This is a genomic window from Bradyrhizobium tropiciagri (genome assembly GCF_001189845.1).
GTDB classification, from domain to species: domain Bacteria; phylum Pseudomonadota; class Alphaproteobacteria; order Rhizobiales; family Xanthobacteraceae; genus Bradyrhizobium; species Bradyrhizobium tropiciagri.
In genome coordinates this window covers 54,264-70,174 of record NZ_LFLZ01000030.1, presented here as the reverse complement: position 1 = coordinate 70,174, position 15,911 = coordinate 54,264, and the positions used below count along the sequence as shown (strand labels likewise).

The 15,911-nt window shown below is 58.6% G+C and carries 13 protein-coding genes and 4 pseudogenes; 9 read left to right on the top strand and 8 right to left on the bottom strand.

The features are described from left to right. The first annotated feature begins 44 nt into the window (after positions 1–44). The 4 genes and pseudogenes from AKN84_RS23350 to AKN84_RS51000 form a co-directional block, all read left to right on the top strand. The gene (locus AKN84_RS23350; RefSeq protein WP_050422974.1) at positions 45–2,717 is read left to right on the top strand and encodes a PAS domain S-box protein; all 2,673 of its coding nucleotides are present in this window, start codon (positions 45–47) and stop codon (positions 2,715–2,717) included. After that, complete coding sequence (locus AKN84_RS23345) at positions 2,714–3,385, top strand: response regulator transcription factor (RefSeq protein WP_050422948.1); 672 nt, start codon at positions 2,714–2,716, stop codon at positions 3,383–3,385. Before AKN84_RS23350 ends, AKN84_RS23345 begins: the two co-directional genes overlap by 4 nt. A gap of 93 nt (positions 3,386–3,478) precedes the next feature. Continuing rightward, positions 3,479–3,865 carry a response regulator transcription factor gene (locus tag AKN84_RS23340; RefSeq protein WP_050422947.1) on the top strand — a complete coding sequence of 129 codons (387 nt, stop codon included), beginning with the start codon at positions 3,479–3,481 and terminating at the stop codon, positions 3,863–3,865. Positions 3,866–4,845: 980 nt separating this feature from the next. Further along, positions 4,846–4,941, top strand: a pseudogene (locus AKN84_RS51000) (hypothetical protein); the annotation flags it as partial. A 574-nt stretch (positions 4,942–5,515) separates the two neighbouring features. Here the strand turns inward: AKN84_RS51000 and AKN84_RS23330 are convergent. Beyond that, positions 5,516–7,480 carry a glycoside hydrolase family 127 protein gene (locus AKN84_RS23330; protein WP_050422945.1) on the bottom strand — a complete coding sequence of 655 codons (1,965 nt, stop codon included), beginning with the start codon at positions 7,478–7,480 and terminating at the stop codon, positions 5,516–5,518. A gap of 788 nt (positions 7,481–8,268) precedes the next feature. On the opposite strand from AKN84_RS23330, the gene AKN84_RS45900 reads away from it, so the two are divergent. Then, the gene (locus tag AKN84_RS45900) at positions 8,269–8,526 is read left to right on the top strand and encodes a hypothetical protein (protein WP_244485434.1); all 258 of its coding nucleotides are present in this window, start codon (positions 8,269–8,271) and stop codon (positions 8,524–8,526) included. An 11-nt stretch (positions 8,527–8,537) separates the two neighbouring features. Here the strand turns inward: AKN84_RS45900 and AKN84_RS23320 are convergent, their stop codons facing one another. Further along, positions 8,538–9,161 carry an IS66 family transposase gene (locus AKN84_RS23320; protein ID WP_244485440.1) on the bottom strand — a complete coding sequence of 208 codons (624 nt, stop codon included), beginning with the start codon at positions 9,159–9,161 and terminating at the stop codon, positions 8,538–8,540. 213 nt (positions 9,162–9,374) lie between these two features. Here AKN84_RS23320 and AKN84_RS48565 point away from each other — a divergent pair. Further along, positions 9,375–9,560: pseudogene (locus AKN84_RS48565) on the top strand (IS110 family transposase); the annotation flags it as partial. Between the two features lie 3 nt (positions 9,561–9,563). On the opposite strand, the gene AKN84_RS23315 reads toward AKN84_RS48565, so the two are convergent. Further along, on the bottom strand, positions 9,564–10,661 hold the full coding sequence (locus AKN84_RS23315; protein WP_050422943.1) for an ISAs1 family transposase: 1,098 nt from the start codon (positions 10,659–10,661) through the stop codon (positions 9,564–9,566). 90 nt (positions 10,662–10,751) lie between these two features. Between AKN84_RS23315 and AKN84_RS23305 the strand changes: the two are divergent. Then, a pseudogene (locus AKN84_RS23305) lies at positions 10,752–11,587 on the top strand (IS110 family RNA-guided transposase); the annotation flags it as partial. A gap of 89 nt (positions 11,588–11,676) precedes the next feature. On the opposite strand, the pseudogene AKN84_RS50995 reads toward AKN84_RS23305, so the two are convergent. The 3 genes and pseudogenes from AKN84_RS50995 to AKN84_RS50990 all read right to left on the bottom strand — a co-directional run bounded on the left by AKN84_RS50995 (position 11,677) and on the right by AKN84_RS50990 (position 13,850). Then, a pseudogene (locus AKN84_RS50995) lies at positions 11,677–12,211 on the bottom strand (IS66 family transposase). Between the two features lie 226 nt (positions 12,212–12,437). Continuing rightward, entirely contained in the window at positions 12,438–12,824 is a 387-nt protein-coding gene (locus tag AKN84_RS49255; protein ID WP_244485432.1) for an IS66 family transposase, read from the bottom strand. 336 nt (positions 12,825–13,160) lie between these two features. Further along, positions 13,161–13,850 (bottom strand): effector protein NopP, encoded by a 690-nt coding sequence (locus AKN84_RS50990; protein ID WP_488226066.1) that lies wholly within the window; start codon positions 13,848–13,850, stop codon positions 13,161–13,163. 433 nt (positions 13,851–14,283) lie between these two features. On the opposite strand from AKN84_RS50990, the gene AKN84_RS50020 reads away from it, so the two are divergent. Together AKN84_RS50020 and AKN84_RS45885 are read left to right on the top strand one after the other, a co-directional pair. After that, a complete protein-coding gene (locus AKN84_RS50020; RefSeq protein ID WP_283805538.1) occupies positions 14,284–14,406 on the top strand; it encodes a hypothetical protein in 123 nt (40 codons plus the stop codon). A gap of 518 nt (positions 14,407–14,924) precedes the next feature. After that, a complete protein-coding gene (locus AKN84_RS45885) occupies positions 14,925–15,290 on the top strand; it encodes an IS4/Tn5 family transposase DNA-binding protein (protein ID WP_244485430.1) in 366 nt (121 codons plus the stop codon). 98 nt (positions 15,291–15,388) lie between these two features. Here AKN84_RS45885 and tnpB read toward each other — a convergent pair whose 3' ends face one another. After that, a complete protein-coding gene (tnpB, locus tag AKN84_RS23290) occupies positions 15,389–15,544 on the bottom strand; it encodes an IS66 family insertion sequence element accessory protein TnpB (RefSeq protein ID WP_050422938.1) in 156 nt (51 codons plus the stop codon). After that, positions 15,541–15,894, bottom strand: coding sequence for an IS66-like element accessory protein TnpA (tnpA, locus tag AKN84_RS50750; RefSeq protein WP_430649923.1), 354 nt, complete (start codon positions 15,892–15,894; stop codon positions 15,541–15,543). Before tnpA ends, tnpB begins: the two co-directional genes overlap by 4 nt. Between the last annotated feature and the right edge of the window lie 17 nt (positions 15,895–15,911).

Below are 15,911 nucleotides of genomic sequence, written 5' to 3'. Positions count from 1 at the left end.
ATGTTATGGCTCTCCCGCCGGAGAAAAGGCCGGACGATATAAAAATGCGTAGCCAGATCAGCAGTTTGAAAGTTTCAGCCCCTCAGTTTACCTTCGGCAGCATAACGTTGGCCGTGGTAACGCTGGCTTGCTTGTACCTTCACGCGCAGTTCGCTGCGACGGCGTTCGCCTATTTGTTAGTCGTATTGCTGTTTTCGTTGATGGGCAGCCTCATCGCGTCATCCGCGCTTTGTGTCGTGGCCATCGTAGCTCTGGCTTACTACTTTGCGCCGCCAGCGTTCAGTCTGCGGATCGATGACCCACAAGATCTTCCGGTGGTCGTTGCGTTCTTCATTGTCTCGATCATTGGAACGCACCTGATGGGAAAAGTCCGCCAAGAAAGCCAAGCCGCGCGTGAGGCCGCAGCCAAACTCCGGATCAGCGCGGCCGATTTGGAGGACCGCGAGAAACGCTGGCAAGCAATCTTTGAACACAATCCGGCCATGTACGTCATGGTCGACGAAGCCGGTACCGTTCTCAATACCAATACGTTCGGCGCGGCACAGCTCGGCTATGCGCGTTCCGAACTGATCGGCCATTCCATCCTGGGAGTCTTTCTGGAGGAGGATCGCGAGTTAGCTCGCGAACGCATTCGCGCCTGCCTTGAAGATATCGGTCAATCGCGGACCTGGGAGGCCCGGAAAGTCAGGAACGATGGCTCGGTACTGTGGGTACGTGAAAATGCCAAAGCCATGCTCTGGGCTGATGACCGGCCCATTGTTCTGATATCCTGCGAAGATATCACGGAACGGAAGCGGACCGAGTTTGCCCTGCAACGGAGCGAAGCACATTTGGCCCAGGCGCAGGAGCTGAGCAATACGGGCAGCTTTGGCTGGAACGTCGTCACCGGCGAGGTCTTCTGGTCAAAGGAGACGTTTAGAATATTTGAGTTGGACCCGCAGACCGTTCCGTCGCCGCACCTCGTCGTCGAGCGCACCCATCCAGATGATAGGGCTTCGGTTCAAGAGGTCATTGATCGGGTGATGCGAGATCCGAAGGATTTCGAACATGAATACCGGCTGCTGCTGCCGGACGGCTCGGTGAAGCACATCCATGCGCGGGCACGAGCCACGAGAACCGCCAGCGGTGATATTGAGTTTGTCGGAGCAGCGACGGATGTTACCGCCGAGCGGCAATCAGAGCAGAAGCTGCGCCGCAGTGAGGCCTATCTCGCCGAAGCCCAGCATCTCAGTCACACGGGCAGTTGGTCCTGGGACTTTCGCGGGCTCGATTTTGTGTATCGCTCCGCCGAGCTCGATCGTCTGTTTGAGTTTGATCCGCAAGAGACTGTATCAATAGAGACCATTCGCTCGCGCATCCATCCAGACGACCTCCCCGGGCTCCAGGAGGTGCACCGCCAGGCTATCGAGCTCAGGGAAGATCGCTTCGAGCATGATTTTCGAATTCTTCTAAAAGACGGCGGGATAAGGCGCATACACTCCGTTGCGCATATTGTGGTCGGCAACGATGGCCGCGTGAGCGAACTGATCGGAACGCATATGGATGTGACCGAGCAATACGCCGCTAGAGAGCGCCTGGAAAACACACTGGCTGCGCTGCGCGAAAGCGAGCAACGCTTTCGCGATTACGCCGAGACGGCTTCCGATTGGCTCTGGGAGACTGGGCCGGATCACCAGGTTACGCACTTGTCCGAGCACACCAGCGCTGCGGGAATCTTAGCGACAGGATTGATGGGCCTGCTCCGCTGGGACATTGCGTGCGATGTGGAAGAGGAACCTGAGAAGTGGCGGAAGCACCGGGCCACACTGGAGGCGCATCTGCCGTTCCGGGATCTCGTCTACCGTACTGTCAACCGGACCGGATGTCCGATCTACGTTCGGACGAGCGGCAAGCCCTTTTTTGATGCGAACGGCAAGTTCCTTGGCTACCGCGGCGTCAGCACCGACATCACCGCTATTATTCGCGCAGATCAAGCCGAACAACAGTTGCGGAAGGCACAGGCGGAACTTGCGCATGTAACACGTGTGACGACGTTAGGAGAGCTGACAACCTCCATTGCCCATGAAATCAACCAACCACTCGGCGCTATTATCAGCAACGCTGACGCGTGCCTCGGTTGGATGGGCCGCGAAACTCCTGATCTATCGGCGGCGCGCTCTTCGGTTGAGTGGATCATCGAAGACGCAATACGGGCAAGCGAAGTGATCCGTCGGGTGCGCACACTTGCGAAGAAGGGCGAGATCGAGAGGGTGCCGCTCGATATCAATGAGATCGTTAGGGACGTCATTGCGCTAGTGACACGAGAGCTGGTGAGCCACCAGGTGGCGTTAAGAACCGAGCTGACGGCAGCTCTCCCTACGATTCTCGGTGACCGGATTCAGCTGCAGCAAGTGATCATCAATCTGGTGATGAACGGGATCGAAGCCATGGACGCAGTCAGGGACCGAAAGCGTGAGTTGCTGATTCAGTCGTCCATGGACGATATGGGGCACGTGCAGGTGGCCGTGACAGATTGGGGCGTCGGGATCGCCGAGAATGATGCGGACCGCGTGCTAGAGCCTTTCTTCACCACGAAATCCAGCGGCCTTGGAATGGGTCTTTCGATCTGCCGGTCGATCGTTGAGGCTCACGGAGGACGGCTGTCCGTGGTGCGCAAGCAGGAGCCGGGCGTGACATTCCAGTTTGCCCTGCCGTTGCATGAGGAGATCGTCTCATGACGCAACGCTTTGACTCTCCAAGCAGCAATCCCGAGGCTTCGACAAAGGCGATCGTCTTCGTCGTCGAGGACGATATCTCCATGCGTCGGTCGCTCACCAACCTTTTTCAATCGGTAGGTTTGGACGTCGTTGCATTTGGATCGGCCCGCGAAATGCTGCAGAGCGCACTTCCGGATGTTGTTAGCTGCCTGGTTCTTGATGTCCGGCTCCCAGGCTTGAGCGGCCTGGAGTTCCAAACCGAGCTGGCGAAGTCGAACATACATATTCCGATCATTTTCATTACCGGCCATGGCGACATTCCCATGAGCGTCAGGGCGATGAAAGGAGGCGCGGTCGATTTTCTTACCAAACCGTTTCGCGATCAGGAATTGCTTGACGCGGTGATCGCCGCGACCGAGCGCGACCGCAAAAGACGGGAAGCCCAGCAAACCGTCGCGAACCTGCAGTCCCTATTTGAGACCCTGAGCCCGCGCGAACAGGCGGTGATGAAGCTGGTCGCTTCCGGCCTGATGAACAAGCAGGTCGCCGCTGAGCTTGGGCTCGCCGAGATTACGGTCAAGATCTACCGGGGACACGTAATGAGAAAGATGCGTGCCCGCTCGCTGGCCGATCTGATCAGAATGGCTGAGACTTTGGGGATCGGCGCCAATCGTTCTGAACAAACCTAAGTATGATTTTACAATTTCGTCACTCGAGCCCACTTTTCGCCCAGGGTGGCTAATGCCTCGGCAGCCGTTAGTCCCGCGCCAGGAGGAATCGTCTTGTCCACGCCTTTGATTTCTGTCGTTGACGACGACGCATCTGTCCGTGCGGCGACGGAGAACCTATTGAAATCGCGCGGCTACATCGTTCAAACATTTACATCGGCGGAGGATTTTTTGAGATCGCCGCGGTTGAACGAGACCTCTTGCGTAATTACGGACGTGCAGATGCCGGTTATGAGCGGCTTGGACCTGCTGGCGGAAATGCGGACCCGCGGTTACGGGGTGCCGTTCATTTTCATTACTGCCTTCCCGAACGACCGCGCGCGCGCCTCAGCCTTGAGCGCAGGAGCGATTGGCTTCTTGGCCAAGCCCTTCGCCGGACATGCACTGATCGAGCATCTCGATGCCGCACTGAAGGAAAACCGCAACGGAGGACGCACTTGAAACGATCAGCCGGCGGCGAGTCATTTCAGCCCTGAATGTTGAGATCCGGTCGCGAGCTCGGCGCGATCTTATTGAAGCGGGCTCTCCGAAATCAGGTGGCACCAGCGGCAGTCGATGTCGTATTGCCTTCTTCGCCCGTGAGCTGTCCACCAGGCATCAGGCCGGTCAGAACGACGTTGCCACCAAGGGTCGGTATACTTGGCACCTCTAGACCCCGCTCGTCTCTGCTTTTTGGCACTTCAGGTGACTTTGCGCAGAAGTTATTCGACAAGCTCAAGCGCTTCTTCGCTCAGATTCGTAGCAGCTAAATGCGATTGCGACATACCGCCTGGCGCAACAAAAGAACTTCGTTCAACTCAGAAGCTCTCTGTGGGGCCATCGTGAGAAATCATGCGTGTTTTGGGCGATATTGATTGGCGCGCGAAAGCTCTGCGCGAGCTCCTTCGGCTACGGCGCCAGTCGGCATATTTTTGCCCTGCTTGTCTATGGTGCCTGGCATCGCTCCGCGCTTTTCTTCAGACCACCCCTTATGGTGGCCTCCTCGACCCTCCCCAACTCCTGCGCATGTTAGATGGTGTACAAGACCTCCACAGCCAAGCCGCCCAGATACTCATGCGAAACGCCCGGCAGCCTAACGGCGGCCAGGCGGACTTTGGTCTGATCCGACGCAGCCCATCACCGGATGCGAGCCATTTCATTGCGCACCGGATCGGCTGCTCAGTAGGCACTAAGCCCGGCGATGCGGCTGCACTCTAGACGGACTCGAAGCCAGCAGGCTCTCTACGGGCTGCGGCCGCAATAGGCCGCTTAGTAACGCAACATTTTCCGAAGAGCGGCGCTAAATAGTCTAGACGACGATCTTATGTAAGATCCTCTCGTCACATGAAATCGTCCTCGTAGTCGTACGTTGACGAGCTTACTGCGTTCTCGTCATCGCTACCGTCACTATCGTCAGCTTTTGAAAGGTACCGGCCGCCGGCGATATCTTGCTTGAGCACCAGCTCCGAATGGACGGCGAAAGGCCATTGCTCAATTTGCGTCCGGCTAATCCAGAAGCAATACGGTCTTGTTGCTGATGATGAGCTGCCGCTTGACCCAGATTCGCCCAACCGCATGTTGGTGAACGCATCCGCAAAGCTGTTTGCATCCGCTTACTCGTCAGCTTCGGCAAAGGGAGGTGATTGGTAGTAGTGTGAGCCGTTGATACGATTATACATGGCGATTGGTGCTCCCGTCGGGCATAGATTTCTGCACTTGGTCAAAGGCCTGTTAGGCTGTGTGGAGCTGATAGGCAGCCTGGCTTACGAAAACCTGGCGTGGATCCCGCTAATCGTACTTCACCGTGCTTGCTTCCAAACGAGCACGGCGCACGCTCAAGCCATTGGCAGTCAGTAGGTTTGATGAGGCCGCGAGCAAGTCCCAGAATGCCTCTTCACGAACAATTGGATCGTTCGATGTTGGCCTGCTGACTCCAAGCGGATCGTTGGCTTTCCAAAACTCCCACCGCACCGCCTCATATCCTGTTCTTCGTTTCGATGGTTCAGTGCAGGTCGTAAGCGGGTCGTCTTAAATAGATTGACGATGTCCAGGCTTTGACCGGCGATATCGCCTATCTAACTGCGGCTCGTGGAAGCGCGCCCTTTGTCAGCGTCAGCGCTCATTTATCCAAATCCGCATTTCGCCTTCGCCGCGGTTAGCCCAGCTGAACCACGGGATGAATGTCAACCGCTGCGGTTCTAGCTGTCCAGGCACCTTGTCGTAGTGATAAAGTGCTGCTTCTTCGGATTGCGTGTGTTGCAAGCGCACTCCGTCAGCCTGCAGCAAAATCTTGCCCTTGAAGAGACCAGTTCCGTCGACAAGCGAAAACTGGCTGTCTGCATGAAGCCAAACGTTGTGTAACTCGGTCCCGTTGTCGACTTCCTCAAGGCAATAAACTAACGGGCCACGCTCTATGGCCACCTTGCCGGCCAAATTGCGAACTTGCGGATGGCCGTAGACGCGACGCACTTGCATCGGCAGCAATAGTTTGACGCGATCTCCCTGCCTCCATGTCCGGTGAATGTGCAAATAGCCATTTCGCGGCTCGCAATTGATACGTTCTCCGTTCAGGCTCGCCGCCGGCGCGCTGCACCATTGTGGTAGGCGCAGAGCGAGCGTGTGAGAAATTGGCAGTGCGGATTCGACGGCGATCTCCACCTCATCTTTCCAGGGATAGTTGCCGTTCATGAGCAGTCGCAGCTTAGCCCCGCCGACCGGCATTTCCACCCTGTTGCCGACGTAGAGATTTACATAGAGCGCATCGGCGCGGAGCGTATAGATATAATGACCAATCGATGCGAAAAGCCGTGCGATGTTCGGTGGACAGCACGCGCAGCCAAACCAGGGCCTTCGCACCGGCGAGACATGATGATAAATGTCATTGGACCTCAGCGTTTTGGGATGCATTTCGAGCGGGTTAACATAGAAATAATGACGACCGTCGAACGCGATACTGCCGAGAACGGTATTGTAGAGCGCGCGCTCCATCACGTCGGCATATTGACCATCCAGCTCCATCTCCAGCATACGACGCGCGAACATCATTAGGCCAATGGACGCGCAACTTTCCGCGTACGCCGTATCGTTCGGCAGATCGTAATCGCAGCTAAACGCTTCGCCCGCGCTTTGCGAGCCGATGGCTCCGATGATATAGATCTGGCGCCGCACCATGTTTTGCCACAGCCGTAGGCAAGTCTGACGTTGCTGATCGTTCTGACGCAGACGCGCAAGATGCGCTACCCCAGTCATGAGGTATACAAAGCGAACCGCATGGCCGGTGGCAGTCCGCTGCTTGGAAAGTGGCAAATGCGCTTGGCTATATGCTTTGTTTTTTAACATCCAGGGCAGGCCGCCTGATTCTGTGGCACAGGATTGCCGGCGGTTCTCGTACTCAATGTCGTAAAAGTGTGGCTCCGAGCCGCGTTGCTCCACGAAAAAATTGGCTAGCGTGAGATATCGCTGCTCATGCGTCACTTCGTAGAGGCGCGCCAACGCAAGTTCAATTTCCGGGTGGCCATCGTAGCCCTGTAGCTGATCGCGTTCCGGGCCGAAAACCGTGTCGACGTGGTCAGCAAGTCTGCAACCAACCTCGAGCAATCGCCGTTTGCCAGTCGCCTGAAAGAAAGCGACACCCGCTTCAATCAAATGGCCAGCGCAGTAAAGCTCGTGGCACTCCGCTAGGTTGCTCCAGCGCTCCCCAGGCGCGTTCAGTATGAAATAGGTGTTAAGATAGCCATCGCCACATTGGGCGGTCGCAATCAATTCAATCAGCTCGTCGGCAGCCTTCTCCAGCTCTGGATTGGGTGCCTGGCATAGTGACCAAGCAACCGCCTCTAGCCATTTTGCGACGTCACTGTCCTGAAAAACCGTTCCATGGAACTCTCCTCTCGCATCTCCTGCGGCGATGCGGAAGTTCTCCACCGCGTGGCTCGGTATCGCCTCGGGATTGCGATCGTTCAGCACCTCCCATTGGTAGGGAATTGCCACTTCCCTTACCAACTGCTGACATTTCCCAATCAGCGGATCCAAAACGTGTAGGTTGTGAAGATCGATTTCGGCCACATTCCGCTCACTCATTTCGTTCCTCCCTGGTGGGTCGGAAGGACGCCTAGCAAGGCAAGCCAACTCACCATGATTGCGTTGCTGGGGTTGCGGCCCTGAGGTTTGCGGCTGCACAATCCTATTCCCGAAGCGAGCGTTGCAGTGACAGAAATGGAGAGGGTTCTCCTGCGGCGTCGTACGACCAGACATGTGCGGGCAGCGGCTCGTTCGAGGAGCGGGCCAGCAATTCCCATGCCGAGAATGAGGGCTGTTCTTCTGGTCGATCCGATCTGCGGCTCTGCGATAAGCGTCCGTTGGTCCGCCCAACCAACCGGATTTACCAGTCGAGCTGAATCCCGCATCGCCGCAGCGCTGGGTCGATCCTGGTATACGAACCGATCGGCCGTCCCCGGGCAGATAATCGCCCACGATCCTCGCCGGCCGCAGATACAGCCGGAATACCGCTCCTTTCGTCGCGACCAGCCGCCCGCACCTGATCCGAGGCCTTCAATACGCTGCGCGGGAATGTCCGGTTTCAAACAATCCTTTGATGACGCGGGCAGGTGGGCGGACCGCAGGGCGCGTGAAACCTAAGTCGGATCGAAGGGGCCGCCGCTACGCAGGGATTCAACGGAGACACTGGGGCGTTAATCCTAGGCAATCCCGACGGGTCGAAGCGCATGCTCAGTAAGCGTCACGAGAGGATCACCGGTTCCTGGGCTTGACCTGCGCGGAATGCTCTGGATAGCACGGTCGGGATGATTGACGCCGCCGGCGCGCGATGATGGGTGGATCCCGGTTCGGAGCGGGCAACGGGGATCAGAATGACCAGCGAGTCGCAGCTGCGCGAGAAGCTTCGGAAGATCGAGGCGTGGGTGCCGGAACTGCTGGTGAGCGCCTTGCAGCGGAAGCAGCACTGCAGCGGGTGCGGGCCCGGGTCGAGGAACTTGCTCGCCACGATCCACCGATCGAACAGCAATTCTCACTTCCCGACCAGTGGTCTCGGCACTTGTTTCTGGCGCTTTGCCGCCGATATGGGCTGCGGCCGTTTCGTTATCGCCGGCAGCGACGCAACACGGTGATGGTCCGTGCGTCACGGGGCTTCGTTGATCGGGTCCTGCTGCCGGAGTTCACAGAGCTTGAGGGTGCGCTGCAAGAGATTTACGACGACGCCAGCGATGCGCAGGAAGTTCCCGACGCCTTGCCGTCGAACTGATCGAGCGGCGATCTTTGCCTCGGAACCGTCGCGCGCGGCTTTCCAATGCCACGGCAACAGCGTGTTCAGCTGATTGATCTTGGTGCGTCCGGAGACGATGCGCTCGAGAACGTCACTAAGATAGTGCCGCGGGTCGATGTCGTGAAGTTTTGCCGTGTTGATGAGCGACGCGAGAATGGCCCACGTCTCGGCCCCGCCTTCACTACCGGCGAACAGATAGTTTTTCTTTCCCAACCCGATCGGCTTGATGCTGCGCTCGACCGTATTGCTGTCAATCTGGATGCGCCCATCATCGATGAATCGCGTCAGGCCTTCCCAATGATTGAGGGTGTAGCGGATCGCCTTGCCAAGGCCGGATTTCTTCGAGACTTCCAGCAGTCGCGCTTCGAGCCGGGGCTTGAAGTCCTCGATCAGCGGTCTGGTGTCGGATTGTCGCACCGCAACTCGTTGCGTCGCCGGCAAACCGCGAATGCGATCCTCAACGGCGTAGAACATCGCGATCCGCTGCAGCGCTTCCGCAGCAATCGGCGACTTCGTCGCGACGTCAACGTCCCAGAACTCCGCCGCGCATGCGCGAAGCAGAACGCCAGCTGCATCAGACGGCTGCCGCTCTTGATCAGGCCCTTGTAGGCGGCATAGCCGATGGAGTGGACGCCCCCGACGGCATCGATTGTGCCAAGATGTGGGTGTTTAAACCCGGTAAGGAGGACGTCCGTGGACGAGGTTAGCATCATTGGTTTGGATTTGGCTAAGAACGTGTTCCAGGTCCACGGAGCTGGGCGAGATGGGAAGACCGTTCTGCGTAAGAAACTCAACCGCAGCAGATTGCTCGAGTTTTTCGCGAGGTTGCCGAGGTGTGTGGTCGCGATGGAGGCCTGCGCCAGCGCCCATTATTGGGCAGGGCTATCGCATGTGGCCGAGGAGTTCGAAGAGGAAGGCATCGTTCCAACCGGCGCGCTTGAGCTTGCCACGCAGGGAGACCGCTGTCTCGGGGTTGGCTCGGGCGACGTTGAGGGCCAGGCGTCTGAGCACGGCCAGATTGGCTGGTCCGTTGTCTTTGCGATTGCGGGCGAGGTCTTCGTCGAGGGTGACGTCGAGCGGCCAATGCAGGCTGTTTTCGATGGACCAGTGGGTTCGGACGATACGCAAGACGTCTTTGCGGCTGTAGGGGCGGCTCATCAGGAAGTAGCGCTCGACCGTGTCGTCCTTGCCCCGCTTGCTGGTGATGCGGGCGACAGCTTTGAGGCCTGGGAAGTTGTGCTTCTTGGCCATGCCTGGAACCGGGGCAACGAGCGCGACGCGCTTCTCGTTGCGTCCATGCTCCGCATCGGTGGTGGTGAGCGATGTCTTGCCCTTGCGTTTGGCGGCACGGATCGCGGCTTTGGCATCCTCCAGCAGAGCGGACTGGTTCTCCTTCACCGCCAGCACATAGTCGCCGCCCCGCTCCACAATCGCTTCGGCCATCCCGCGGTGGCAATGCAGGGCGTCGGCCGTGACCACGCAGCCCTTGAGTTGCAGAAGCTCCAGCAACTGCAGGGCGCCGTCCACTTCGTTGTTGTTCGGCGCCAGGACATTGGCGAGCGCCATGCGCGTCTGCGCCGCCCAGGCCGTCACCATCACCGGCGGCATATGGCTCTTGCCGCGCTCGTAGCCGCGTCGCAATGCCTTGCCGTCGAGCGCGATCACTCCGCGCGGCCGTTTGATCTTCGCACCTTGAGCAAAGGCCTTCATAAACTGCCGGAACGCAGCCTCAAACGCCTTTGGATCGAGCATCCGGAACACCCGACTGAACGTGTCGTGGCTCGGCAGGCCGTTCTTCAGCTCCAGCACATCTTGCCAAAGATAGGCCTTCATCCGGGCAAACAGCGCCATGTCGGTGCAACTGGTCGCCCCGCACAGCGTCGCCATCAGCGAGATAAACAATATCTCCGTCAGGTCATGCAGTGCGTTGTCGGCCCGGGGGTCTGGCAACTCGGAAAAGCATTCCGCAAATCGCTGCATCGCCGGCTCCTTCCAGATCAGGAGCCACCTTCAGAATCGCTTTCTGCCGATTTGGCAACTACTTGCTGAATCCCACATGCGATTCCCCTGCATTATTGGGGATGGGAGATTGGTATCCGGTTGATCCATCCCTCGTACGTGAAGCCCTTCGTTAAGCGTCAGAAGAACGATGCGGCGGATGCCGAAGCGATCGCCGAAGCCGCGTCCCGACCAACGATGCGCTTTGTCGGCGTTAAGAGCGCCGAGAAGCAAGGCTCCTCAATAGCGTTTAAGGTTCGTGATCTCTTAGTTCGACAGCGCACAAGGCGATCAATGCTTTGCGCGGACATCTTGCGGAATTCGGTTTGATCGTGGCTCAGGGCGTGAGACATATCCCCCGATTGGATGAGCTCCTTGCAACATATCCGGACCTGCCCGATCTAGCCCGCAGCCTTTGCCAGAATCTCTTGACGCATGTGAAATTCCTGTCGGAGCAGATAGCAGAGCTGGAGAAGGGACTACGGGTGCGCGCGAGACAGGACGAAGTCGCCTCTCGCTTGATGACCATTCCGGGAATCGGCGCAATCTGCGCTACAACGATAGAGGCGTTATCGCCGTCGGCGGAGACCTTCTCGAAGGGGCGCGATTTTGCGGCCTGGATTGGTCTCTCGCCTAAGCAGAATTCTTCCGGAGGCAAGGATAGGCTCGGCAAGATCTCCAGGATGGGCCGGCGAGATCTGCGACGCTTCCTTGTGCTTGGTGCGACCGCCGTTGTGCGATGGGCAAGACGCTATGGATCGCCAGCAGGATCCTGGCTGGCAAGAATGCTCTCGAAGAAGCCTCCAAAGCTAATCGCGGTCGCTCTAGCGAACAAAATGGCGCGCATCGCCTGGGCCTTGATGGTCCGCGGTGGCGCTTACCAGGCTCCAGCGTCTGGCGTTGCTTAACGCAAGGCCAGAAGCCGAGAGACGTCGGGAATGTGGTAAGGTCTGACGGAGGGTTATGGGCAATCGGTCAGGGACTGGGATTGGAAGAATCAACAGGTCGATGAGTGCCAGCGAGCACGCGTAGCCGAATTGGATCCAATCCACGCATTCCATAAGGGCCCGCGACGTGTCGAGGTCGCATTACGAGGCCGGACACACGTCAGCACCCGACCACATGCCTGTTCCGAAGTTATATTTTGCTTGCATTCACTGGGGCGTCCACACACATCGACCTGCAGGATGCCGCGGTACTCCCCGAACAGCCGCTTGGCGCGGATCGCCTTACGATCCTCGGCGAACACGTGGATCACCGCCGGCGGCGCCGGGCCGCCCCATGGGCGGTCATCGGTGGCGATCGCCCAGAACTGGCAGACTTTGGTTCTGCCACGGCCGGGATCGAGGACTGGCAGCGGCGAACAGCCGCGGGTAGGACATCACCGCGTGGTGCAACAGCGCGTGAAGCGGCTTCAGCCACCAGGCGAGGCGGTCCATCCACGAGGCCAGTGTTTGCCGGTCGAGCGTGATGCCTTGGGCGGCAAACATCTGTTCCTGGCGATACAACGGCAGCTGGTAGCCATATTTCATCACCGCGACGTGGGTCAGCAAGGCTTCCTTCACCATTCCACCGTCGATCGCCTGGGCCGACGCGGGTGCCTGTACCACACCCTGGCGGCAGCCCCGGCAGCCGCACCGCGGACGCACGATGCGCTTGATCCGGTACTGCATCGGAATGACGTCGAAGGCTTGACGGTCTCCGCGACCTTGTGCAGCTGCTCGCCGCAGCAGGGGCAGCCGTGGCTCTCGATATCGATCACGGCGTTGATGCGCGGCATATGCTCCGGAGGCTCCCGCGGTTGCGTCGCGCCGGTCGCTTTCCACGGCCCTCCGCTCCGTCAGGCAGCCTGCCTCCAATCACATCGTCGTTGGCGGCGGCACGAGCCGCCTGCGCGCTGATGGTGAAGAGAGACAGCTGTCCGATATCCAGTGTCTCGGAGCGCGCACCGAAGATCGCGCGCTTGTACTGGGACAGGATCATCAGGAGCTTGTCGTTCTCCTGGATCACAGCGTCGCGGTGAGCGATCGCTGCATCACGCTCGGTCGCCAGCGTGCTGCATTCCTCCGACAACGCTGCAAGCCGTGACGATAGCGCCATCACGGTTTGTCGGAGCAATGCTGGATCGGAAGGCAAATCACTCATGCAGAGTAATTCTACAACAACTCCGCATGAGTGACGAACGCCTCTCGAGAATGATCAACCAGCTCGTACCGGCTGATCCACAGGTCGCATCGGCACACGCTTGCAGTCCGAGCTATCGCCGACCTTCCCGCTTCGCGTCTGCACGAATTGCTGCCCTGGGAATGGAAGCTCCCGCACCAAGCCGACGAGCCCACCGATCAGCAAGCTGCCTAACCTTCACGCAGCGATATCATAACGCTACACGGGTTCGATCCTAGGTCTTGATCGTAAGCCGCAGATGTCGGTTGGTCTGCGCTCCGAGCTCCACCTCGTTCATGGATTGGTGTAGATCTCACGTCACATAAAGTCTCCATCCGAGTCGGACGCTGACGAAGATTCAGGATCGCTGGCGTATTTGGAGAGATACGTCGAATGCTGGGTATCACGCCGCCATTCACCATCCCTGTAGCTCCAGGGTCCGGACCGGGTTGGGTCAAGTACCATATCGTCTCGGTCCACATGGACGAAGCCCATTTGTTCTGCACGGGTTCTCGCTTCGTCATTCGCAGGACGCCAGTTCACCAGAGGCCGTTCGCCGTCTCGCCCAAGTTGATGCTCGAGCAGAATATCGCCGGCATTCGAAACGAGCGGATGAGCAACCTGGAAATCCACGATGGACGTGACGTCAGTTCGACCGGGAAACTGTTCTCGCCAGCCTTGGCTGTTGAAGTCAGTCATAGGAAATCCGCCTTCCGTTCTTTGGAGACCGACGCTCCTATTTCCGAGTTGGTAGCTGTAATATCGGGCGGCGTCCGAATCTCTTCGGATGCCATAATCCCTAGCGACGTCCGCCGTGCGCCTAGCCCTTTCGGATACAAATTGTGAGTATTCCTGTGGATTGTTGGCGATATGATCGATTTCTGCGCCATGAAAAGTCCTCATCTCTCGCCGGAATCTCTCTTGGTTGATCTCGATAATAGGAGGTCTTGGATTGTTGTAGTAACTTGGACCCGAGGATGAGCTGGCGTCGGAATCCTGCAATCGCATTCTAGAAAATGCGTCCGCGAAGTCGTCGGCATTCCCGCGCTCCGGGGAGCTTGCGCGATGATATTCATCATCGGATGGAACATCCGACCAATTGTTAATTCGACCGTACATGACGACCACACTCCTATGGATGTTGTATTGTGTTCAGGTCGTTAGACCTGACTCCGCTGATAAGCAGCTTAGCTGTCCGTAAGCTGACGCGGGCAAATAAAGGGAGAACTAAATTCGGTGAAACGACAGGGCGAGGCGCGCAGTCCGGCGCCGCGCTCGCCGGGGCGTCTTCATAAGTGTCGTCCGTGAAGAAGTGTCCAAGCCGTTGAGTGAGAGTCGGTTTTTGGCCCCGCTGCGATACGAGATTGCAAGCTTTTCACGGCGGAAGGCCGGAAAGCCTGCAGAGTAGCCAGCCGTGATTCCTTCGTAGCGGAGGCGCGCGATGCGCCCGAAGAAGCCGGAAACGACGGGGGAAGGCGACCTGTTTCGCGCCAGGTTCGATCGGATCATCCACCTGAAGCACGAGCAAGGGTTTACTCGTTGCTTTCTTGAGGCGTTTCCGTGATCAGGATCTTTTCGATGCGGTCCGGCTTGGCATGGAACGCGACCAAACTCAGTGGCTCTCGTCGCCATTCAGGGCGGATGAAGCCTGACCACGGGCCGATCTTGAGTAGTCGATTAATTGTAATTGCAAAGTTCGGTGTCATACATCCTGGTGCGCGTTAGACTCAGAGCAGGGGCCGAATGCGTCAATGCTTATCCGTTCCTGTGCCTTGCCAGAAAGAAAGTGGAGACATCGGCAGACATTATAACGACGAGCGGTCCCTGAGCGGTCGGCAGTCACCTCCGATTTTTTCTGCACTATCACCTCGCCGCAATCAGCCCGCAACGTGATGACGCTGTTCACAAACAGGAAGGGGCCGCGGCTGTTCGGCTCAACAAGGAGCCGCTAAGCGATGGCGCCCGCAAGTTCGTTGGTATCCGTCCGGTGAAGCTTTCAATTACCCACATCTTCGAGCGGGCTTGCCCAATCTGAATCGGGCGTGATTCTGTCCATGACGCCGAATCACTGGGGCGTCATGGATGAATGTTGGATCGGAGCCCGGCTCGGCCGGCTGGCAAGATGCCGAGTCGGCTGCGGCGAGTCTTCCGGGTAAGCGTCTGCAACGTCGTTTACGGCGGTTGCTGGAGCAGCTTTCCGCCGCCCCGGGTAAGCCGGTCCCAGCGGCCTGTGGCGATTGGGCTGCGACGAAGGCGGCCTATCGATTTTTCGACAATCCGCGTCACCGAACACGGTGTGATGGCGGGACATTTCGCTGCGACCGCAGCGCGCTTCAAAGCCAGCGGAGGGCCTGTCCTGATCCTTCAGGACACGACCGAGTTCATCTACAGTCGCCAGTCGCCCGGCAAGATCGGGTACACGAAGACCATCAACGCTGGGCGCTATAAAGCCGGACAATGCCCCTCCGGCGTAACGGCGCAGGGGGATCCCACGTCCGCACGAGGGGCAGGCGGAGGAATCCAGCCGTGGCCGACCCTGGCTGGCGTTAGGGCGCCTCCGCCACATAATCTCGTCCGACACATAAGAACGGATCGGCTCCAAAGGCCTCGCTCACCAGCATCGCCAGCGAGTCCATGCCGCGGCGGAAATCGACCGGCTCCGTCGCAATCCAGATCGACAACCCAGCTCGAAGCCCGATCATCGACCAGCCGTCCCGACCGCCGCCAGCACCTCGCACAGTGCCTGCCGGTCGACTGTCGCCCTAACACGGATGCGAACCGCGCCGACCTCGATCTCGATCGTCGCCTGCTCCTCACTAGGGCCGCCACGGCCGGTGATCGCGACCGGCACAAAGCCAACTGGCATGCCTCTGTCCCCGTGCTCCGCGACCTGCGACCGCGTGGTCTGGCGACGCCACAGGAACAACAAGCTTGGACTGATGTCGTGTCGTCGCGCCACCGCGGACACGCTCGCACCCGGCGCAAAACTCTCCGCGACAATCGTCGCCTTTGCATCGGTCGACCAGCGCCGACGCCGGCCCGTCCCGGTGATGATCTCGACACGCTGCA